Here is a 20,673-nt window from a genome sequence, read left to right as displayed (position 1 = left end):
CCGCGCGCATCGGAACAGGAGAAAACACATCCACCTGCTGGAAGCCGAAAGTTTGCGCTGCCTGCGAAGACTCTGAAGTCGTTATGATCTCTATGGAATGGGCTTCATCGCGGGCTGTCGTGCTTTACGGGCCTGCATCGTCGTAATTCCGTTAAATTTTATGATCTGAAAACCTGCTTCAGTCTTTATCACCCCATCTCCAGCGCCATCCGCCTTCTGTTCGGGATTTACAGATCCAGAGGAAAAAAGCGACTGCAATCACATTGATAAGAGTCACAACAGACAAGACCAGAAGCGGCTTGTCCGGGCGCAGAAAGAGCATCCCGAACGTCGTCCCAAGAGTGACGCTCAGGAACACGGTGAGCGCAACCCATCCTTGCCAGACGATGGGAAGCCCTGCCCCGTAACCATACCGTTTGGCAGCAAACCATTTTCCAGAACTGCGAGCCTGCTTACGCGGGGGATCTGCCATTGCACGTTACCTTATGAAGCCAATCATTTTTATGATTTCGTCAGAATAGCAGATCACGTACCCGCCCCGAGACACAGATTTGTGACACTTAATCCTCCGTTTTACTGCTTACAATGGGGATGGCTGCTCTATTTATTGAATGCATTCATTCAGAAACTTATAGAAATACCCTTTAAATAACACAAAGAGAGGTCCTTATGATAACCGTTCATCTGGTTGACGCCGCGCAACGCGACAGAGTGGGGGCCTTCCCGGCGTTCGATCCGGATCATGACGACCTGATGGATTTTCGCCGCACGCTGGCTGAGGGCACAACCGCTCTCCTGAACTCTGATGCTGTGTCTTATGAGGAACGCCTGATAGCCGGCCCAAAAGACGCGCCCGATGTGCGTGTGCTTCTGTTCCACCCTCCTCAAAAGAGTCAGACGATGCCTGCCATTCTCTATATCCATGGTGGCGGGATGATTGCAGGCACGCCTGAGATGCAGGCCGGAACACTCAGTCGGCTGGCGCAGGAAACAGGAGCGTTAATTGTGTCTGTGGACTATCGGCTCGCTCCGGAAACCCCTTTTCCCGGCGGGTTAGAAGACGTCTATGCAGCGCTTGTCTGGTTGCATCATCAGGCCAGCACATTGGGCGTGGACGCCACCCGCATTATGGTCATGGGGGATAGTGGCGGGGGCTGCCTTGCTGCTGCAACGGCTCTGCTCGCGCGGGACCGTGGGGAGATCCCGCTCTGTGGCCAGTTTTTGATTTATCCCATGCTGGACCTGCGCACTGGCGGACCAGACGCCCCCTCTGATGACCCGACAACCGGAGAGTTTGTCTGGACACGTGCGCAAAACCAGCACGCATGGGCTGCCGTGCGCGGAAACCTTGCTGATAATGACCCCATGTTTGGCTATTTATCCCCCGCCTTCATGCAGGATCTTTCCGGCCTGCCGCCTACAATCATCACGACAGGCTCGCTTGATCTTTTCCGGGATGAGGACGTCACGTTTGCACATCGCCTGTGGCAAGCGGCGGTGCCGACGGACCTCATCGTCTATGCCCGCGCTGTGCATGGTTTCGACATGCTGGCTTCCCCGCTGACCGACAGAGCGAAGCGGGACGTGACAGAAGGCGTGCGCCGGCTTCTGGCAAAAACCTGACACGCTAAGCCGGAAACGCGAGCATAAAAAAGGCGGCACCCCTACGGTGCCGCCTTTTTCAGAACTGCTTTATGGAGCAGGATTTATTCCATCCACTCTGCAATATCAGGGCAGGAGCAGATCAGGTTCTTGTCCCCGTGGACGTTATCAATACGGCCAACCGGCGGCCAGTATTTGGTGGCAGCCTTAACACCCGGCGGGAAGCAGGCATCCTGACGGGCATAGGCATGTGCCCAGGGTTCTGCCGTCACAACGCTGGCCGTGTGCGGGGCGTGACGCAGAGCGGACTCTTCCGCCGTGATCTTGCCGCCTTCAATCGCCCGGACTTCTTCACGGATCGCCAGCATGGCGTCACAGAAGCGGTCCAGTTCGGCTTTGCTTTCGGATTCCGTCGGCTCGATCATAAACGTGCCTGCCACCGGGAAGCTGACCGTCGGGGCATGGAAGCCATAATCCACCAGACGCTTGGCCATATCATCCACCGTGACACCCGCAGCGTCTTTCAGAGGCCGCAGGTCCAGAATGCACTCATGCGCAACACGGCCCCTGGCTCCACGATACAGCACCGGATAGGCCTCAACCAGACGGCTGACGATGTAGTTGGCGTTCAGGATAGCAAACTGCGTGGCACGCTGCAGACCTTCATCCCCCATCAGGCGGATATAGGCCCATGAGATCGGCAGGATAGACGCAGACCCAAACGGAGCCGCACTCACAGCCAGTTCGGTATTCGCGTCCGCCGGGTTGCCGGGCAGGAACGGTGTCAAGTGCGCGCGCACGCCAATCGGCCCCATGCCGGGGCCACCGCCGCCATGCGGAATGCAGAAGGTTTTGTGCAGGTTGAAGTGGCTGACATCCCCGCCGTAATCGGCCGGACGGGCCAGCCCGACCTGCGCGTTCATGTTCGCGCCATCCACGTAAACCTGCCCACCGGCTTCATGCACCAGATCACAGATTTCGCGCATGCTTTCTTCAAACACGCCGTGTGTGGAAGGATAAGTGATCATCACCGCAGCCAGATCCGCTGCGTGCGCTTTCACCTTGGCCTGCATATCTTCAAGGTCGATATTGCCGCCAGCATCACACTTCACCACAACCACCTTCATACCCGCCATCTGGGCAGAGGCCGGGTTGGTGCCATGAGCTGACGCCGGGATCAGGCAGACCGTACGGTGCGCATTACCCTGAGCACGGTGATAGGCACTGATGGCCAGCAGACCGGCATATTCACCCTGCGCGCCGGAGTTCGGCTGGAAAGACACGGCATCATAGCCGCTAATGGCGCAGAGCCATTTTTCCAGATCATCAAACAGGGTTTGATAACCCTCCGTCTGATCCCTGGGTGCAAACGGATGAATGTCACAGAAGCCCGGCCATGTGATGGGGAGCATCTCCACCGTGGCGTTCAGCTTCATGGTGCAGGAGCCGAGCGGGATCATGGTGCGGTCCAACGCCAGATCCTTATCGGACAGGCGGCGCAGATAGCGCAGCATATCCGTCTCGGAACTGCATGCACTGAAAATCGGCTGCGTCAGGAATGCACTTTTACGAACTACTTCTTCCGGGATTACGCTGCCAGCAGGAGCCAGTGCCGCCATCATCTGATCAACCCGCCCCTGTTCCGCACAAAAGGCGGACCAGACAGCGGCAACAGTCTGCGCGGAGCTGGTTTCATCCAGACTGATACCAATGCGGCCATGACCTGCATCGCGCAGGTTAATGCCAGCGGAGCGGGCGCGGGCCAGAATGTCCTGCACGCCTGCACCGGCCTGCACCGTAATGGTATCAAAGAAGGCGTCGGTTTCCACCGTCACACCCAACGCCCGCAGGCCAGCAGCCAGCGTGGCGGTCAGGCCGTTGATGCGGCGGGCAATGGCACGCAGACCTTCCGGCCCGTGATAAACCGCATACATCCCGGCAATAACGGCCAGCAGAACCTGTGCGGTGCAGATGTTGGAGGTCGCTTTTTCACGCCGGATATGCTGCTCACGCGTCTGGAGTGCGAGACGATAGGCGGGACGGCCTGCGCTATCGACCGATACACCCACCAGACGGCCCGGCATGCTGCGCTTCCACGCATCGCGCACTGCCATATAAGCGGCGTGCGGGCCACCAAAGCCCATGGGAATGCCAAAACGCTGCGTGGAACCAATGGCGATATCCGCTCCCAGTTCCCCCGGGGAGGTCAGCAGGGTCAGCGCCAGCGGATCAGCGGCCATGACGGCAATACCAGACGCCGCATGCAGGGCTTCAATCACGCTGCGCGGGTTTGCCACCGTGCCGGACGTGCCGGGATACTGGAACAGCGCGCCAAACACGTCTGTCGGCACCAGATCCGTCAGCGGGTTGCCGTAAACCAGCGTAATACCCATTGGCAGAGCACGGGTTTTCAGAACAGCGATGGTCTGCGGGTGGCAGTCAGCATCCACAAAAAAGGCTGTGGCTTTGGATTTGGCCACACGCCGCGCCAGCGCCATGGCTTCCGCCGCTGCCGTGGCTTCATCCAGCAGTGAGGCGTTGGCAATGTCCAGACCCGTCAGTTCCGTAATCATGGTCTGGAAGTTCAGCAGTGCTTCCAGACGACCCTGACTGATTTCCGGCTGATACGGCGTGTACGCCGTGTACCATGCCGGGTTTTCCAGAATGTTCCGCTGGATAACGGCAGGCAGGATGGTGCCGTAATAGCCCTGCCCGATGAGAGACGTCATGACCTGATTCTGCCCGGCCAGTTCCCGCAGGCGGGCCAGAACAGCGCTTTCACTCCAGCCAGCGCCAATGCCCATGGGCTTTGTAGCGCGGATGGCAGACGGAATGGTTTCCTCCGTCAGAGCCTCCAGAGAGGCTGCCCCCACGGTTTTGAGCATGACAGCCAGATCAGCCTCAGTAGGACCGATATGGCGACCAACGAAGGACCCTGCCTCCGGCTGAAGGCCCGCGAAGGCCGGCAGAGTGTCAACAGAAGGGCCAGTCGCGCGGCCCGGACCGGAAGCAATGGAAAACATGCGGGGGTATCCTGAAAAAGCTAAGCAGTAGTAATGACGTTTCCCGAGGCCGTTTTATCAGGCGATAAAGGCGGCGTAGGCGTCTGCATCCATCAGGGAATCCAGCTGGTCCGGGTTGGACAGACGGAATTTGACAATCCAGCCTTCACCTTCCGGGTCGGAGCTGACGCGGGCCGGGTCATCAGAAAGCTGCGGGTTGTTGTCCAGCACTTCACCGTCCACCGGCGCGTAAATGTCAGACGCTGCCTTAACGGATTCCACCACAGCGATGGACTCACCCGCCTGCACCACGGTGCCGGCATCACGGGTTTCAACAAACACCAGTTCACCCAGCTCTTCGGCGGCGTGTTTGGTGATGCCGACAATGGCGGTCTCACCCTCTACGCGGAGCCATTCATGTTCTTTGGTGAAATACAGGGTCATTGGGTCAGCACTCCATAAAAACGGATAATTTAAAAAACCTGAGGAAAAACATTGCCCTTACCGTTTGAAACGGGCGGGAACAAACGGCAGGACGTGGACGGTAGCCGGCACAGCGCGGCCACGCAGTTCCGCGACAATCGGCGTCTGCGGGGCTGCGTAATCCGTGGCGACGTAGGCCATGGCAACAGGGGCTTCCACCGTGGGGCCAAAGGCGCCGGACGTGACCTTGCCAAGCGGCGTTGCAAATTCAACGTCGGCATACAGCGGGGCACCGCCACGCACAGGGGCACGGCCTTCCGGCAGCAGGCCAACACGGCGGCGGGAGACGCCCTCTTCCAGCTGCGCCAGAATCACATCAGCACCGGGGAAGCCCCCTTCCCGCGCGCCACCACGGCGACGGCTTTTCTGAATGGACCATTCGAGCGCGGCTTCAACCGGGGTCGTCGTTTCATCAATATCGGAGCCATACAGGCACATCCCGGCTTCCAGACGCAGGCTGTCACGCGCGCCAAGGCCGATCAGTTTCACAGCGGGCTGTTCCAGCAGTTTGCGAGCCACGCGGGAGGCATCCATGGCGGGGAGCGAGATTTCAAACCCGTCTTCACCCGTGTAGCCGGAGCGGGAGATGGTGCAGAGCGCGCCATCCACATCCACATCACGCACATCCATGAACTTCATGTCCCGCACGGCGGGAGCCAGTGCGGCCAGTGCGTCTTCGGCTTCCGGCCCCTGCAGGGCGAGAAGCGCGCGGTCTTCCAGCACTTCCACCAGACAATCGGCCAGCTCATCCTGCAGATGCGCGATATCGGCATCCTTACAGGCGGCGTTGATGACCAGCAGCAGGGAATCCCCCATGCGGGCGACCATCAGGTCATCCAGAATACCGCCTTTTTCATTGGTGAATTGCGTATAACGCTGCCGCCCGGTTTTAAGGGCGACGATATCGGCCGGCACGAGGCGTTCCAGCGCGTGAGCTGCGGCCTCTCCATCACCAGAGCGTCCACGCAGACGGACCTGCCCCATGTGGGAGACATCAAACAGGCCGGCATGCTCACGCACATGCCGATGCTCCGCCATAATGCCATCGGCATAATTCAGCGGCATGGCATAGCCAGCAAACGGCACCATCTTGCCGCCAGCTTCTTCATGCAGAGTAAAGAGGGGAGTGTGAAGGAGAGTATCAGCGCTCATGGCCGCAGCCTTCCGTAAGAGGACCGGGCCGGTTTTCATACGCTGCAAAAAGACCAACGACGCAAGACAACATAAGGGCCCCGGACCAGGATAATCCGTCTGCCCCTTCTGTTTTTTTGCCTGAGATCGCTATCCCGTCGGCGGACGCACAGGCGCCTCTCTCCAGAAGTTAACCGCGCAGGGTCCTTTTGCCTGAGAGTTTCCGGGGCGGTTGCTCCTTCGGCGCCGGTGCAGGACCGGTCTCTCCCTCTGCGCGGTTAGAACCGTGACATCATTGCGTTAGCAAGTCAATCAAGGTTCCCGTGAGTCTCTGGTAATGTTTTACGCCATATCCGCAGGCAGGTGCTTTGCGATATAGGGCGGCAGATTGAACGCACCGACGTGGATTTCCGGCGTCCAGTACTGGGTTTTTCCCAAAACACCGGCAGCTTCAGCACGGGCGCGCACAGCGGCCACATCCTGCCCTGCGGGGCTTTTGCCCTTGGAGGCGATGCCCAGCGTCATGAATCCGCCAACGTAGGTCGGCACAGCCGCCACATAAGCCGACACATGCGGGAAGAATTTCGCGCGACGCAGGCTGGTTTCATGCAGTTCATCCGCCTGCATGAAGGGCACACCACACTGATTGACGATCAGCCCTTCGGCCGTCAGCACGCGGGCGCAATGCTCATAGAACGAATCTGTAAACAGGACTTCGCCCACGCCAATCGGGTCAGTGCTATCGACAATAATGGCATCGAAGGATGCATCCGCCGCACGGGTTACGTAGTCGATCCCATCGCCCACAATCACCTCGGCACGCGGGTCATTCCACGCATCACCGGCAATATTGGGCAGATATTTTTTGGAAAGTTCGATGACGGCGCCATCAATTTCCACCATCACGGCTTTTTCCACACCCGGATGCTCCAGCACCCGGCGCAGCACGCCACCATCGCCCGCGCCAATAATCAGCACGTTACGGGGCGCTGCATGCGTGAACAGCGGCACGTGTGTCAGCATTTCCTGATAAACGAATTCATCGCCTTCAGTAATCTGCACCACCCCATCCAGCAGCAGCACGCGCCCGTGCGACTCGCTTTCAAACACCACAATGTCCTGAAACGGGCTGGTGGTGCGGGCAAGTTCCTGTTTGACACGGAAGCGCTGGCCCCAGTTGTCATACAGGGTTTCTTCAATCCATTGATCGGCCATGATTTTTTAGTCCTGATTCAGCGGTCAGGGGCCAGAACATCTGCTCTGACCCCTGCCGGAAAAACACATCACACAGACAGGGCTGTGCCGTGTTTACAGGGCGACGCGTCCGCGACGCTGTTCATCCACTTCCAGACGCTTGGCCTGAAACAGGCGCTGCATCACGGGAATCGCCAGATTGGGGTCACACGCCCCGCACATGAAGATATCCACGGCGGCGAAGTCACGCTCCGGCCATGTGTGGATGGAAATATGGCTTTCGGCCAGCACAACCACGCCAGACACGCCACCATTAGGCGTGAAGTGGTGAAAATGGCTGTGCAGAATGGTCGCACCTGCAGCAAGAGCTGCTTCACACAGGGTGCGGTCGATCTTTTCAGGATCGTCCAGATTTGTGGCATCCCACAAATCAACCAGCAGGTGTGTACCTGCAAACTTCTCGCCATCTTTTACGACGAAGTAATCCTTGCGATCATCGTCAGACGAGACCGGAACAGAAATTGCCTGGTTATTGCTCGGGTGTTCCGAGACCATCCCCAGTTGAGCAAGTGCGTTCATCGACGTACCCCCAAACCAGTAGATAGCCTGTTGGGCGGGATCGCCCCCTTGGGCCAAGAGCGCGAGTAACTAAGGACTCGTGTCCCCCATGACAAGCTTTATCTCGTTCACATCCGTTTTTTTTCTAAAAACCGTCACAAAACGGCTCAAGCCCTTCTCAATGCGCAGGGCTATGGGCCTTGATGCTCCGTATCTGCATAGCAAGCAAAGCATCCCGCTCCCGGCCCAGCGTGCGGCCAGCCAACCAGCCCTTCAGGCGCAGCAGCGTTTCCGAATCCCCCGCCGCAGCGGCATCGGTCGCCAGACGCAGGGCCAGAGCGCGCTGCGGCTCCGTCAGAACGCCCTCTTCCGGCAGGCCGCGCGTGGCCAGACGACCGATGACCAGCACTGCCTCCGGCCAGCGCTTTTCCGATTCATACAGTTTTCCACGCAGATCCAGCCCGGCATCGGTTTCATCCTGCGCCAGCAGGGTCAGGGCTTTGGCGGTGTCTCCGCTCTCTGCCGCCAGACGGGCGGCATCATACGCGCGTTGTGTGGCCAGATCATCCGGCATGGCGGGAGCTGTGGCCCGCTCAAGTGCCCTTTGCGCCAACGCCGGGCGATGGGCCTGCAACCCGGCTTGCGCCAGCAGATCTTCCGCCTCGGCCCGCGCAACCGGGTCCGCCAGCATCGCAGCGGCCTGAGCAAACGCCGTGGCAGCGGTGTCCGGCTGACCGGCTGCCAGCAACAGGCGACCATATCCAAGCAGCAATTTCGCCTTTCCGGCCCCATCCTCCACAAACCGCAGATGAGACGCCACCAGCGCAAAACGGGCAGAAGCACTCAAAGGCGCAGAGTTTGCGGCTTGTGCGGTAAGGCTTTTGGGGGCTCCCTCCGGGAAAATCAGCGCCTTCAGGACCACCTGATACGCCGCAGCCAGCACATCCTGCGGGGCATCCGGCCCAGTCTGCACGCTATCCAGCACCGCCAACGCCGTTTGTGGCTGGCCAGCCAGCGTCAAAGCATGCGCCTGCCCCAGCCTGATGGTGGCTTTCGGCCCGGTGGGGAGGGCTGCGGGCTGGCCATCGTTCTCCAGCAATTTGCCATAGGCTTCCGCCGCCATAGTGGGGGCAATCATGTCCTTATCCAGCATCAGCGCCACCAGCGCCGCGCGGGCATAGGCGGTCGTCTGGCTGGACGAGGAGGCCGTCAGATTTTCCAGCGCCACACGGGCGGTTTCCGTTTGGCCTGCCCTCGCCTCTAACAGAGCGCGTGGGAGATCATAGCTCGTATCATCTGGTAGGGTTCCCAGCAGATCCACCGTAGCTGCATCGCCAAACCGAACGACATAGGTCGCGACCTGCGGCAGAATCAGCGCACGCACTGCGGCCGGGTAGGCTTGCAACTGCGCAAACCCGGCCGCCAGCAGAACCGAAGCGTTCTGGCTGTTCTGGCCCGTTTGCATCAGATACAGGCCACGCCAGACGCGGGTGGCCGGAGCATCGCCAAACTGAGCACCATTTAAAGCCTGCGCCTGCCAGATGCGCCCTGCCAGCAGAGAGGCTGCCGCTTGCAGAAATGTTTGCGCTGTTTTTGTCTTCTCATCCCCCGCAGCCTCATCTGGCGAAGGAACTGCCTCCAGACTTTTCAGAGCCTGCCAGGGCTGGCCTGCGGCAAACGCGGTCTGTGCCGCCGCGAGACGCGTGGAGGGCTTACGACCATTTCCGGCATGAGAGAGGCCCAGCCATTCCCAATCCTGCCTGTGAGGGTCTGTTTGTGCGCTATCTGACGCTAGCCCTACCGGCAACGGATGCAGCGCAACAGCATCCAGCACCGCTCCCTCCGGCGTGCTGCGCAACGTGATCTGTCTGGAATCGGCGGCAATCACCACACCTTCCAGCGAAGGCCGCACGCCATACCCCACACCTTGCCGCCCCTGCGCGATGCCCCCACTCCCAACACGAGAGGTCGCAATCAGCAAACGGCCACCAGATGCCGGATCAGGCAGAGCAATAATCCGGCCAGGCTGTTTTTGCGGAAAAAGCACCGCCCCTGGTTTGAACATCTGTGCGACGTGGGAGGTCATGCCGGATGAGGAGCCGGACCGAGACGTGGTATCGCCCTGCAAAACCCAGCCATCAGACTGGTGGGACAGCGAAAGCTGCGGATGGGAGGGTAAATGCAGGCGGATAAGGGTGGCTGTATCCAGCACCGTGACATCCAGACTGGAAAACAGGCCACCACCGCCAGAAGCGTGCGCCAGAGCCGGGACGGGCCGGTCGGCCACCACCACAAAATCCGGCCCGGACCAGAATGCGGCCACGCCGGTTTGCGCATCAAACGGCAAAAACAGACTGGCGTGAGAGGCATCACCCTCCTGCGGGGTCAGCCCGTCATGCAGCACCGGCTGAACAGGGGCTGCATGCAGACCATCCACCCCGTCTGACGCAGCAAACACGGCGCGCGGCGCCAGAAGACCAACCTGAGGAGCAAGGGCCTGCGTCAGTACAAGGCAGGTGGCAATCCTGCGCATCCTTCTGTTTCCCGACACGCGCTTTCCAACACTCCCTGCATGGTCCGCCAGCATGGCAGGACATGCCTCTTTTTTTGCATCATTCCGTGGACCTGACAAAGAGCAAAGGTGATCGTCCCGAAAAACAAAAAGAATGCCGCACAGTTGCCTTTATTCGCTTTGAATATTTTTTGATGGAGGGTCTCATGAAACATATTCTTTTTACGCTGTGTCTTATTGCTCCGCTGATGCTCACCAGCTGCTCGGGCGGCCATTATCACCACCGCCACGACCACGGGCCGCGCCCGGACTGGAACAACAACAGCCATAACCATCCGCCGCCACGCCCCATGCTGCGCTAACAGCGCTTAAGGCATACGAACACCCGGGCGATAGCCTGCGCCGCCGCCCGGGGCTTGCGCCAAAGCATCAGCCGGGGAAAACTGCCCTGACCGCACGCCACAACGGGTGCGGATATGCTGACCTTTAGCCTGTGAGTTTTTATGCTGGACCGCATTACAAGCATGCAGGTTTTTGTAAAAGTTGTTGCAACCGGCAGCTTTACCGGAGCCGGACGCGCCCTCTCCCTCTCCCAGACCATGGTGACCAAGCACATCAATGCGCTGGAAACCCGACTGGGCAGCACGCTTTTTCACAGAAGCACGCGCAAGCTTTCCCTGACGGAAGCCGGACGTCTGTTTCTGGACGGTTGCCAGAAAATTCTGCCTGAACTGGAAGAGATTGAACAAACCGTCACCGAACAGCGGCGTGAACCGCGTGGCCGCCTGCGGCTGAATGCGCCGGTTTCCTTCGCTATCCGGTATGTGGCCCCGCTCCTGCCGGAATTTAGCCGCCTGTATCCGCTGGTCACGGTTGAGCTGGGCGTGAATGACCGCACGGTTGATCTGATTGAAGAAGGCTGGGACCTGACCTTGCGGATCCGCTCGCTCACCCCCAGCAGCCTGCGCGTCCGCAAGCTGGCCGATATCCGCATGGTCGTCTGTGCAGCCCCGGCCTATCTGAAACGGGCCGGAACCCCGACCACACTGGCAGAGCTGAGCCAACATGCCTGTCTGGGCTACACGCTGGGCGAGACCACAGCCAGCGCCTCACGCTGGAATTTTGGGAAAGATGGCGAAGACGCCGTGGCCATTTCCGGCCCGCTCTGCGCCAATAATGGCGATGTGCTGCGTGAGGCCGCCATTGCCGGGCAGGGGATAGTTTATCAGCCCACCTTTATTGTGGCCGATGCTCTGAAGACTGGCAGCCTGAAAACCCTGACTCTGGACGTGCCGCCAACTCCGGGACCGCCACTGCACGCAGTTTACGCGCCCGGCCTGACCACACCACTGAAAGTGCGCGCCATGATTGATTTCCTCGCCGCTCAGTACGGCCCGGTGCCGCCGTGGGACAAGGAGATCCCCTGAGACTATAGACGCACTACGGGTAAGGCGTTTTTTGCAACGCTACTTTATAGTATTTGAAATATTGGGATTTTCTGGAAAGAAAAAGCAATGGTGAGCCGGGAGGGACTCGAACCCTCGACCATTCGATTAAAAGTCGAATGCTCTACCAACTGAGCTACCGGCTCACACCATTGGTTCACAAACCATCGCGGCAGCCTGAGCTGCGGGACGTGTTTGCTGGAGGCTGTCTAAACGGATCATTCCTATTGTGTCAAGCGATGAGACCCTATTCTGGCAAGAAAATAGGATTTTTCCTCTCATTTCAGCCGCGGAGGCCATGCTTTGGCCCTGCTGACCGCCCTATGCGGCCATGCCTGCGTGGGCCATTTTGGCGGCCGCCCACCCTGAAACAGCCCGCAAAAAAGAGTCCTCTGAGTGCAGGCCTCCGGCCACGCAAGAACGCATAAAAAAACGCGACCTCCGGAGAGGCCGCGCTTTTCAGACATCAGAAACAGGTTTCTGAAATCAGGCGTTTTCAGCAGAAGCCGGACGCATGCTTTTGATCCGATCGGGATCTTTCACCATGCCGGAACCGCCGGAACCACGCTTGATTTTGTCGATATGTTCCATGCCTTCAATCACATCGCCCACAATGGTGTACTGGCCATCCAGATGGGGGGACGGTTCGAACATGATGAAGAACTGGCTGTTGGCGCTGTTCGGGTCAGACGTACGGGCCATCCCCAGCGTGCCGCGCAGGAATTTGGCATCCCGCGTGAATTCGGCCTTCAGGTCCGGCAGTTCACTGCCGCCCATGCCCGTGCCCGTCGGATCACCAGCCTGTGCCATGAAACCGGAAATAACGCGGTGGAACGGCACGTTATCGTAAAAGCCCTGAGCAGACAGCGTACGGATACGCTCAGCCGCGAGAGGAGCAATGTCCGGACGCAGGCGGATGACCACGCGGCCTTCGGGGACATCCATATAAATCAGATCGTTTTTATCTGTGTCGGCAGTCATAAAACTTCTCCTTGAACACTTTGGTAACAGTGCCTGAGGCCCTGTTACCCCGCAGCCCGCGCCTTAAGCCGGGCGAGCAGGCGTTTTTGGGTGCCGGGGGTCACAAATTCGGAAATATCCCCGTGATACCCGGCAATTTCTTTCACAAGACGTGACGAAATAAACTGTGTTCGTTCAGACGCCATGAGAAAAACGGTTTCAATGCCCGGAGCCAGACGGCGGTTTACGCCGGACATCTGAATTTCATAGTCAAAATCCGTCAGCACCCGCAGGCCCCGGAAAATGAGGGACGCGCCGTGCGCCCTGACGGCTTCCACCAGCAGGGAATCGAAGGAGACCACTTTCAGATCTCCCCCCACCCGTTCAGCAATAGCTGGCAGGGCTTCTTCCACGCAGGCCACCCGCTCTTCCAGCGGCATGAGCGGATTCTTGCCCGGATTTTTCGCAACGCCAATCACCAGACGATCAACCAGCCGGGCTGCACGCTCGATCACGTCCAGATGCCCGGTGGTCACGGGGTCAAACGTCCCCGCGTAAAAGCCTATGCGCCGAGGGGTGGCACATACGCCCTCAGTCATGCGTCGTCACCGGACGATGCGCTGCCTTCCTCTGCGGGGCCAGCCTGCGGCGCTTCACCAGCCGCCGGGGCGGAAGCAGTCCCCTCGACAACCTCAACATCGCCCTCTTCTTCATCATCCATCACCGGGAAGACGCTGGTAACGCGCTCATCCTCATTCAGGCGGAACAGCGTGACACCGCTCGCCTGACGGGACATGACACGCACCTGATCAACCGGCACACGGATCAGGCGGCCAGCATCGGTCACCAGCATGACGTCCGTGCCATCCAGCACCTGCAAGGTTGCCGCAACTTCCGTCCCGCGCTTGTTGGCAGAGAAGGTCATGTTGGTAATGCCCTGCCCGCCACGTCCGCTTACGCGGTAATCATACGCGGAAGACCGGCGACCAAACCCGCCATCGCTCACCACCAGCAGAATTTCTTCCGCAGATTCGAGCTGAGCGAAGCGTTCGGGCGTCAGCAACTCAGTGCCGGATGCGGCTTCATCCTCATCCGTCGCAACGACTGCGTTTTCGGACTCATCCTCACCCTCGGCAGCACTTTCAGCGCGGCGTTTGGCGTTGGCCATCCGCAGGTAAGCCGAGCGTTCTTCCACCGTCGCCTCAACATGGTTGAGGACTGCGAGGCTAATAACTTCATCCCCTTCCGCCAGACGGATACCGCGCACGCCGGAAGACCCACGGCCTGCGAACACACGCAGCGTCTCGTCCGTAATCTGGAAGCGGATGCAGCGCGCCTTGCGGGTGGCCAGGAACACATCCTGCCCTTCCCGACAGGTCGCAACACCAATCAGGCTATCGCCTTCATCCAGCTTCATGGCGATGAGGCCGGAAGAGCGGATGTTGCGGAAATCGCTCAGGCGGTTACGGCGCACGCCACCACTTGCCGTCGCAAAGACGAGGTGCAGGGATTCCCACAGCTCCTCATCATGCGGCAGCGGCAGCACAGCCGTAATGCTGTCCGACCCCAGATCCGGCAGCAGATTGACCAGCGCACGGCCCTTGGCAGTCGGGCTGGCTTCCGGCAGACGCCACACCTTTTCCCGATAGGCCTTGCCGCCAGAGGAGAAGAACATCACCCACTGGTGCGTATGCGCATTGAAGGAACGGACCAGAATATCATCACCACGCGTCCCGGCGCCGGTGCGGCCACGGCCACCACGGTTCTGAGCACGATACACATCCAGCGGGGTGCGCTTGATGAAGCCTTCCCGCGTAATGGTGACAACCATCTGACCGGGTTCAATCAGGCTTTCATCATCCTGATCACCCGCATAATCGGAAATCTCGGTCGCGCGCGGCGTGGCCAGCTCGGCACGAGCCGCCATCATTTCCTCGCGCAGCACTTCCATACGGCGGATGTGGCTACCGATGATTTCCAGCAGTTCATTGATGCGGACAGCAACGTCAGACAGTTCACCCTGAATCTTGTCGCGCTCAAGCCCGGTCAGGCGCTGCAGGCGCAGTTCCAGAATACCGCGCGCCTGCGCTTCCGTCAGGCGGACCTTACCATCAATAATCTGGTTGCCGTCATCATGGATCAGCGCTAGCAGCGGAGCGACATCTCCGGCTTCCCAGTTTGCGGCCATCAGGGATTCACGCGCCGTGGCAGCGTCCGGGGCGGCACGGATCAACGCAATCACCGCATCAATATTGGCGACGGCAATCACCAGACCAACGAGGATATGCCCGCGATCACGTGCTTTATTCAGTTCAAAGCGGGAGCGACGCAGAATGACTTCTTCACGGAAGGCGATAAACGCCTGAAGAACGTCTTTCAGGCCCATCAGGCGCGGCTTGCCGCCATCCAGCGCCAGCATGTTTACACCAAAGGAGGTCTGAAGCTGGGTGAAGCGATAAAGCTGGTTCAGCACCACTTCCGGCGTGGCATCGCGCTTGATTTCAATGACCACACGCATCCCGGAGCGGTCAGATTCATCGCGGATGTCGGAAATGCCTTCAATCTGCTTGTTGCGCACCAGATCGGCAATGCGCTCCTGCAGGGTGGCCTTGTTCACCTGATACGGGATTTCCGTCACCACAATGGCTTTGCGGTCCTTACGGATTTCCTCAACCTCGGCGCGGGCGCGGATAATCACCGCGCCACGACCCGTGGCGAACGCGCTGCGAATCCCTGCACGCCCCAGAATGATGCCGCCGGTCGGGAAGTCCGGTCCCGGCACGTGCTCCATCAGTTCTTCAAGCTCCATCTCGGGCTTTTCGATCAGCGCGAGCGTGGCATCAATCACTTCCGACGGGTTATGCGGCGGAATGTTGGTGGCCATACCCACGGCAATACCGGTGGCACCGTTGATGAGCAGGTTCGGGAAAGCGGCAGGCAGAACCGTCGGTTCATGCTCGCTTTCATCATAGTTCGGCTGGAAGTCGACCGTATCACGATCAATATCGGTCAGCAGGAAGGTTGCAGCCTTGGCCAGACGCGCTTCCGTATAACGCATGGCCGCCGGGCTATCCCCATCGACGGAGCCGAAGTTCCCCTGCCCGTCAATCAGCTTGACGCGCATGGACCAGGACTGCGCCATACGCACCATGGCGTCATAAATAGAGGCGTCACCATGCGGATGGTATTTACCCATCACTTCACCGACCGCACGGGCCGATTTGCGATAGGCTTTATCGTGCGTAAAGCCACTTTCGTGCATGGCGTACAAAATGCGCCGATGCACGGGTTTCAGACCATCGCGCACATCCGGCAAGGCGCGGCTGACAATCACCGACATCGCATAAGCGAGGTAGGAGGAACGCATTTCCTCCTCAATGGTGACGGGGAGAAGGTCAGAAGGTACCGGCGATCCCGGCTGGTCAGAAATCTCGGTCAAGGTCCATCCGTCTTGTCATGGCCGCGCACCCTGCCCAAACGCGGGGCACGCCTTAGAATTACTTGAGGGCAAACAGGCTGTTTCCCCTGTGTTTTTCTTCTAGCACACAAAGGCCGAGGCACCTAGGGCCGCGCTCCGGGCTTGTTTTCCGACCGTCGCCCCGTCATCCTGCCTGTGACTGGCTTTTATACTGCCTACAGGAGATTTTCATGCGCCTTCTTCTTGCTCTGCTGCTGCCCTGGCTTCAGTTCTTCACCATCGGTCGGCCTTTTGCCGGCATTATCTGCCTGATCCTGCAGGTTACCATTATCGGCTGGATTCCGGCGGCCATCTGGTCCGTCTATGCGCTTAGCCAGTACAAGACCGACCAGAAGATTGCCCGCTCCCGCCGGTAAGACGCACTATCCTTTGGAAAAACCAGAAACAAAAAGGCCCGCCAGAGTGTGTCTGACGGGCCTTTTTGTAAGCACTGGGGACTATGAAATCCCCGAAAGAGAGGAAGGCATCCCCCGCCCCTCGTTCCGGGAAAACGGGATTTAACGCCCGCTCATAATCCGTTCGATCAGTTGTGCCACCGTCGGCACAAAGCCATTGGCGTAGAACGGGTCTGTTGCAAAGCGCCACGCATTGGTGCCGCCAAACATCAGATTGTGGTCCAGAATATCCGCCGCATCCGGCCCGCTGGCATGGGCCGCAGCCTGAAGCGTTTTCTGGATACAGAAGGACCGCGGGTCCGCCTTGTGCCCGTTGCTGTAATCCGGCGCACGCTGGCTCCAGTTGGAGAACTTGCACTCGGACAGACAGCCCATGCACGCAACCTGATCCGCAATGATTTCCCGCGCCCGGTCAGGCGTTACAAAAATCAGCGTGGAATCCGGGGTGCGCATGGCTTCCGTAAAGCCCTGAGCCTCCCAGCCGTGGATGCGCTGGAGATCTTCCTCCGTCACAAACACTTCGCGCTTACGGGCACCCACACCATAGGATGCACTATGGGCACCCAGTGCTTCCGGAGAGAACGCAACCTGCCGCTCTGAACGCCCGCGCAGTTCCTGCAGGAAGCTGTTGTTCACGGCAGAGGAGTAAAAACCCGTGGGGGAGAAGCGGTTGAGATAGACGTCACCCTTTTTCAGGGTGAGCAGACGGTCTTTCCACGCCTGCGGGATCGGGCTTTCCTGCGTCAGCAAAGGACGTGTGCCGAACTGGAACACAATCGGCCCCAGTTCCGGATTCCCAATCCAGTCTTCCCATTCTTCCAGACACCAGACGCCACCCGCCATGATAATGGGGGTTTCATCCAGCCCGAAGCTGCGCATGAGTTTGCGCAGAGCCGCCACGCGGGGGTACGGGTCTTCCGGCTGTAGCGGGTTTTCCGTGTTGGACAGGCCGTTATGACCGCCAGCCCGCCAGGGATCTTCGTACACCACGCCGCCCAGCAGGTCGGACGTCTTGCTATAGGCGCGCTTCCACAGGGCATTGAACGCCCGCGCGGAAGAGACGATGGGGTAATAGTAAACCCCATATTCCGCAGCAATATCAGAAAGCCGGTACGGCATGCCCGCGCCACAGGTCACACCCTGAATAAGGCCTTTGGCCCCATCCAGAACGCCTCTGATCACGCGTTCCGCCGAACCCATTTCCCACAGAATATTGGCATGGATACGCCCACGGCCACCTGCGACGTCATGCGCAATCTGAGCCTGCGCAATGCCGCCTCGAATGGCGTAGTCCACCAGCTCTTCATGCCGGTCCCGACGGGTCCGGCCATGATAGATCTGCGGGACCGGGTTTCCGGCTGCATCGTAACTGTCCGCATTAACAATGGAGACCGTACCGGCCCCGCCCGCTGCAGCCCATGCTCCGGCTGAAACGCCTGTTGAAACGGAAACCCCCTTGCCGCCTTCTACCAGCGGCAGGACGTCCACGCCCCCCATGCGAACTGCGTTGATCGCCTTCATATCTGTCCTATCGTGTTGTCTGGCAAGCGCCGATCTTATTCAGCATCCCGACGCGGAGCCCGCGCAGGCTTGGCGCCCACGGTTTCCGTGATGTCAGCACCCGTTTCCTGGTCAACAACGCGCATGGACAGCTTTACTTTGCCCCGGTCGTCAAACCCGATCACTTTCACCTTCACTTCGTCACCCTGCTTGACAACGTCAGTCGTCTTGCCAACGCGACCCTGCGTGAGTTCGGAAATGTGAACCAGACCGTCACGTGCGCCCATGAAGTTCACGAACGCGCCGAAGTCAGCCGTTTTCACAACCTTACCGTTGTAAACGCGGCCCAGTTCCGGCTCAGCCACAATGCCGGTGATGCGGTCAATGGCTTTCTGGGCCTGATCGTCAGACATTGCAGCGATGGTGATGGTGCCATCATCTCCGATATCGACCTTCGCACCGGAGTATTCAACAATCTCACGAATAACTTTACCGCCAGAGCCGATCACATCGCGGATTTTTTCGCGCGGCACGGTCAGGGTGGTGATTTTCGGAGCCGTGGAGGACACGTCTGTGCGGCCTTCCGTCAGCGCCTTGCTCATTTCACCCAGAATGTGCAGGCGGCCATTGCGGGCCTGACCCAGAGCGATCTTCATGATTTCCGGCGTGATGGACGTGATCTTGATGTCCATCTGCAGAGCGGTCACGCCCTGTTCGGTGCCAGCTACCTTGAAGTCCATGTCCCCGAGGTGATCTTCATCACCCAGAATGTCGGACAGAACGGCGAAGTCTTCACCTTCCTTGATCAGACCCATGGCAATACCAGCCACCGGGCGCTTCAGCGGAACGCCGGCATCCATCAGAGCCAGAGAAGAACCACAGACGGTCGCCATGGAAGACGAACCGTTGCTTTCCGTGATTTCAGACACCACGCGCAGCGTATACGGGAATTCCTGACGGCTCGGCAGCAGCGGGTGGATAGCGCGCCATGCCAGCTTGCCATGCCCGATTTCACGACGGCCCGGAGAGCCAATACGACCGCACTCACCCACAGAGAAGGGAGGGAAGTTGTAGTGCAGCATGAAGTTGGTGCGATATTCGCCCTGCAGCGCATCAATCACCTGCTCATCCTGCCCGGTGCCCAGCGTGGTCACAACCAGCGCCTGCGTTTCACCACGGGTGAACAGAGAAGACCCATGAGCGCGCGGCAGAATGCCGACTTCAGACACAATCGGACGCACCGTTACCAGATCACGGCCGTCGATACGCATGCCGGTCTTCAGCACGGACGTGCGAACCACGTCGGCTTCCAGATCCTTCAGCATCGGCTTGGCGGCGTCCACGTCCAGCTCTTCGTCAGCCAGCTTGGCCAGAATTGCTTCCTTGGCAGCACCGATCTTTTCGTAACGCGCCTGCTTCTTCTTTTCCTTGTAAGCGTCAGCAATCAGCTTGCGGCCCACTTTGTCGATGCGGGTGCGGAGCTTCTGCGCTTCCTTGGAGACTTCCGGCAGGTCCCACGGTGCTTTTGCAGCGTGTTCAGCCAGAGAGATGATGGCTTCGATCACCGGCTGGAACGCAGCATGGCCAAAGGTCACAGCATCCAGCATCACGTCTTCAGACAGTTCAGACGCTTCGGATTCGACCATCAGCACGCCTTCTTCCGTGCCGGCGACGACCAGATCCAGATCAGCTTCAGCCATCTGCTCAAGGGTGGGGTTCAGGATGAACGCACCGTCCTTGAAGCCAACGCGCGCAGCGCCAACCGGGCCGAAGAAGGGAATGCCGGACAGCGTCAGCGCTGCGGAACAGCCGATCAGAGCCGGGATGGACGGGTCATTTTCCATATCGTGCGTCAGCACGGTGGCAATGACCTGAACCTCGTTGCGGAACCCTTCCGGGAACAGCGGACGCAGCGGGCGGTCGATCAGACGAGACACGAGGGTTTCGTTCTCGGACGGACGGCCTTCACGTTTGAAGAAGCCACCGGGGATTTTACCCGCAGCGTAGGCTTTTTCCTGATAGTTGACGGTCAGCGGGAAGAAATCCTGACCCGGCTTGACTGATTTTGCACCGACAGCGGTACACAGCACAACGGTCTCACCATAGGTGACAACCACGGCGCCATCGGCCTGGCGAGCAATCTTGCCCGTTTCCAGAACCAGCGGACGACCGCCCCATTCGATTTCTTTACGGTAGTAATTGAACATACAGTTCTGCCTTACATTTTACTCAAGGCCACACGAACAGGCGGGGGGAGAACCGAAGGAGCGGACAGCGCCTCGGACGGCATGGTGACTGGTGGCAAAACCACCCAGGCGCCATGTGGTCGGAAACGCCGTGGCCCGCCGGGATCATGATCCCGCACTCAGACCTGTGGCCATTATTATTCAGACGCGAGGACCAGCATGGCCTC

Annotated in this window: 16 protein-coding genes, 1 tRNA gene and 1 riboswitch; of the genes, 4 read left to right on the top strand and 13 right to left on the bottom strand. The window is 59.3% G+C overall.

Annotation, left to right across the window (positions count from 1 at the left end):
- Window positions 1–178: 178 nt before the first annotated feature.
- Window positions 179–472 (bottom strand): hypothetical protein, encoded by a 294-nt coding sequence (locus tag ACHQGU_RS01685; protein WP_395495653.1) that lies wholly within the window; start codon window positions 470–472, stop codon window positions 179–181.
- 197 nt (window positions 473–669) lie between these two features.
- Between ACHQGU_RS01685 and ACHQGU_RS01680 the strand changes: the two genes are divergently transcribed.
- Entirely contained in the window at window positions 670–1,623 is a 954-nt protein-coding gene (locus ACHQGU_RS01680; protein ID WP_395495652.1) for an alpha/beta hydrolase, read from the top strand.
- Window positions 1,624–1,706: 83 nt separating this feature from the next.
- Here ACHQGU_RS01680 and gcvP read toward each other — a convergent pair whose 3' ends face one another.
- From gcvP to ACHQGU_RS01650, 6 genes are all read right to left on the bottom strand, one after another.
- Window positions 1,707–4,625 (bottom strand): aminomethyl-transferring glycine dehydrogenase, encoded by a 2,919-nt coding sequence (gene gcvP / locus ACHQGU_RS01675; protein ID WP_395495651.1) that lies wholly within the window; start codon window positions 4,623–4,625, stop codon window positions 1,707–1,709.
- A gap of 57 nt (window positions 4,626–4,682) precedes the next feature.
- Window positions 4,683–5,048: a glycine cleavage system protein GcvH gene (gene gcvH, locus ACHQGU_RS01670; RefSeq protein ID WP_062142208.1), complete on the bottom strand. Its 366-nt coding sequence runs from the start codon at window positions 5,046–5,048 to the stop codon at window positions 4,683–4,685.
- Between the two features lie 57 nt (window positions 5,049–5,105).
- Window positions 5,106–6,239, bottom strand: a complete 1,134-nt coding sequence (gcvT, locus tag ACHQGU_RS01665) for a glycine cleavage system aminomethyltransferase GcvT (protein WP_061491714.1) — start codon at window positions 6,237–6,239, stop codon at window positions 5,106–5,108.
- A gap of 171 nt (window positions 6,240–6,410) precedes the next feature.
- A riboswitch (glycine riboswitch) is annotated at window positions 6,411–6,498 on the bottom strand.
- Between the two features lie 62 nt (window positions 6,499–6,560).
- Window positions 6,561–7,433: a polyamine aminopropyltransferase gene (gene speE, locus ACHQGU_RS01660; RefSeq protein WP_395495650.1), complete on the bottom strand. Its 873-nt coding sequence runs from the start codon at window positions 7,431–7,433 to the stop codon at window positions 6,561–6,563.
- Window positions 7,434–7,526: 93 nt separating this feature from the next.
- Complete coding sequence (speD, locus tag ACHQGU_RS01655) at window positions 7,527–7,991, bottom strand: adenosylmethionine decarboxylase (protein WP_025825026.1); 465 nt, start codon at window positions 7,989–7,991, stop codon at window positions 7,527–7,529.
- A 157-nt stretch (window positions 7,992–8,148) separates the two neighbouring features.
- Window positions 8,149–10,503 (bottom strand): hypothetical protein, encoded by a 2,355-nt coding sequence (locus tag ACHQGU_RS01650; RefSeq protein ID WP_395495649.1) that lies wholly within the window; start codon window positions 10,501–10,503, stop codon window positions 8,149–8,151.
- 185 nt (window positions 10,504–10,688) lie between these two features.
- Here ACHQGU_RS01650 and ACHQGU_RS01645 point away from each other — a divergent pair, with 185 nt between their 5' ends.
- Together ACHQGU_RS01645 and ACHQGU_RS01640 are read left to right on the top strand one after the other, a co-directional pair.
- On the top strand, window positions 10,689–10,844 hold the full coding sequence (locus ACHQGU_RS01645) for a hypothetical protein (protein ID WP_395495648.1): 156 nt from the start codon (window positions 10,689–10,691) through the stop codon (window positions 10,842–10,844).
- A 141-nt stretch (window positions 10,845–10,985) separates the two neighbouring features.
- Window positions 10,986–11,909 (top strand): LysR substrate-binding domain-containing protein, encoded by a 924-nt coding sequence (locus ACHQGU_RS01640; RefSeq protein WP_395495647.1) that lies wholly within the window; start codon window positions 10,986–10,988, stop codon window positions 11,907–11,909.
- Between the two features lie 88 nt (window positions 11,910–11,997).
- Here the strand turns inward: ACHQGU_RS01640 and ACHQGU_RS01635 are convergent.
- From ACHQGU_RS01635 to gyrA, 4 genes are all read right to left on the bottom strand, one after another.
- Window positions 11,998–12,073, bottom strand: a tRNA-Lys gene (locus tag ACHQGU_RS01635).
- Between the two features lie 340 nt (window positions 12,074–12,413).
- The gene (locus tag ACHQGU_RS01630) at window positions 12,414–12,908 is read right to left on the bottom strand and encodes a peptidylprolyl isomerase (protein ID WP_025825020.1); all 495 of its coding nucleotides are present in this window, start codon (window positions 12,906–12,908) and stop codon (window positions 12,414–12,416) included.
- A 44-nt stretch (window positions 12,909–12,952) separates the two neighbouring features.
- A complete protein-coding gene (gene coaD / locus ACHQGU_RS01625; protein WP_395495646.1) occupies window positions 12,953–13,486 on the bottom strand; it encodes a pantetheine-phosphate adenylyltransferase in 534 nt (177 codons plus the stop codon).
- Window positions 13,483–16,326: a DNA gyrase subunit A gene (gene gyrA / locus ACHQGU_RS01620; RefSeq protein ID WP_395495645.1), complete on the bottom strand. Its 2,844-nt coding sequence runs from the start codon at window positions 16,324–16,326 to the stop codon at window positions 13,483–13,485. Before gyrA ends, coaD begins: the two co-directional genes overlap by 4 nt.
- 209 nt (window positions 16,327–16,535) lie before the next feature.
- Between gyrA and ACHQGU_RS01615 the strand changes: the two genes are divergently transcribed.
- A complete protein-coding gene (locus ACHQGU_RS01615) occupies window positions 16,536–16,721 on the top strand; it encodes a YqaE/Pmp3 family membrane protein (protein ID WP_062142215.1) in 186 nt (61 codons plus the stop codon).
- A 141-nt stretch (window positions 16,722–16,862) separates the two neighbouring features.
- Here ACHQGU_RS01615 and ACHQGU_RS01610 read toward each other — a convergent pair whose 3' ends face one another.
- Window positions 16,863–18,281, bottom strand: coding sequence for a nitronate monooxygenase family protein (locus ACHQGU_RS01610; protein WP_062273035.1), 1,419 nt, complete (start codon window positions 18,279–18,281; stop codon window positions 16,863–16,865).
- Window positions 18,282–18,316: 35 nt separating this feature from the next.
- Window positions 18,317–20,467, bottom strand: coding sequence for a polyribonucleotide nucleotidyltransferase (gene pnp, locus ACHQGU_RS01605; protein ID WP_062273037.1), 2,151 nt, complete (start codon window positions 20,465–20,467; stop codon window positions 18,317–18,319).
- Window positions 20,468–20,673 lie beyond the last annotated feature (206 nt).

It is taken from the genome of Acetobacter sp. KSO5 (genome assembly GCF_044094635.1).
Classification (GTDB): domain Bacteria; phylum Pseudomonadota; class Alphaproteobacteria; order Acetobacterales; family Acetobacteraceae; genus Acetobacter; species Acetobacter cerevisiae.
Note: the sequence above shows the minus strand (reverse complement) of the source record. Positions and strands in the feature narration are given on the sequence as shown.

Excerpts from the sequence above, each read along its gene's own strand:
- ACHQGU_RS01685 (WP_395495653.1), bottom strand. The coding sequence starts at position 472 with ATGGCAGATCCCCCGCGTAAGCAGGCTCGCAGTTCTGGAAAATGGTTT.
- ACHQGU_RS01680 (WP_395495652.1), top strand. The coding sequence starts at position 670 with ATGATAACCGTTCATCTGGTTGACGCCGCGCAACGCGACAGAGTGGGG.
- gcvP (WP_395495651.1), bottom strand. The coding sequence starts at position 4,625 with ATGTTTTCCATTGCTTCCGGTCCGGGCCGCGCGACTGGCCCTTCTGTT.
- gcvH (WP_062142208.1), bottom strand. The coding sequence starts at position 5,048 with ATGACCCTGTATTTCACCAAAGAACATGAATGGCTCCGCGTAGAGGGT.
- gcvT (WP_061491714.1), bottom strand. The coding sequence starts at position 6,239 with ATGAGCGCTGATACTCTCCTTCACACTCCCCTCTTTACTCTGCATGAA.
- speE (WP_395495650.1), bottom strand. The coding sequence starts at position 7,433 with ATGGCCGATCAATGGATTGAAGAAACCCTGTATGACAACTGGGGCCAG.
- speD (WP_025825026.1), bottom strand. The coding sequence starts at position 7,991 with ATGAACGCACTTGCTCAACTGGGGATGGTCTCGGAACACCCGAGCAAT.
- ACHQGU_RS01650 (WP_395495649.1), bottom strand. The coding sequence starts at position 10,503 with ATGCGCAGGATTGCCACCTGCCTTGTACTGACGCAGGCCCTTGCTCCT.
- ACHQGU_RS01645 (WP_395495648.1), top strand. The coding sequence starts at position 10,689 with ATGAAACATATTCTTTTTACGCTGTGTCTTATTGCTCCGCTGATGCTC.
- ACHQGU_RS01640 (WP_395495647.1), top strand. The coding sequence starts at position 10,986 with ATGCTGGACCGCATTACAAGCATGCAGGTTTTTGTAAAAGTTGTTGCA.
- ACHQGU_RS01630 (WP_025825020.1), bottom strand. The coding sequence starts at position 12,908 with ATGACTGCCGACACAGATAAAAACGATCTGATTTATATGGATGTCCCC.
- coaD (WP_395495646.1), bottom strand. The coding sequence starts at position 13,486 with ATGACTGAGGGCGTATGTGCCACCCCTCGGCGCATAGGCTTTTACGCG.
- ACHQGU_RS01615 (WP_062142215.1), top strand. The coding sequence starts at position 16,536 with ATGCGCCTTCTTCTTGCTCTGCTGCTGCCCTGGCTTCAGTTCTTCACC.
- ACHQGU_RS01610 (WP_062273035.1), bottom strand. The coding sequence starts at position 18,281 with ATGAAGGCGATCAACGCAGTTCGCATGGGGGGCGTGGACGTCCTGCCG.
- pnp (WP_062273037.1), bottom strand. The coding sequence starts at position 20,467 with ATGTTCAATTACTACCGTAAAGAAATCGAATGGGGCGGTCGTCCGCTG.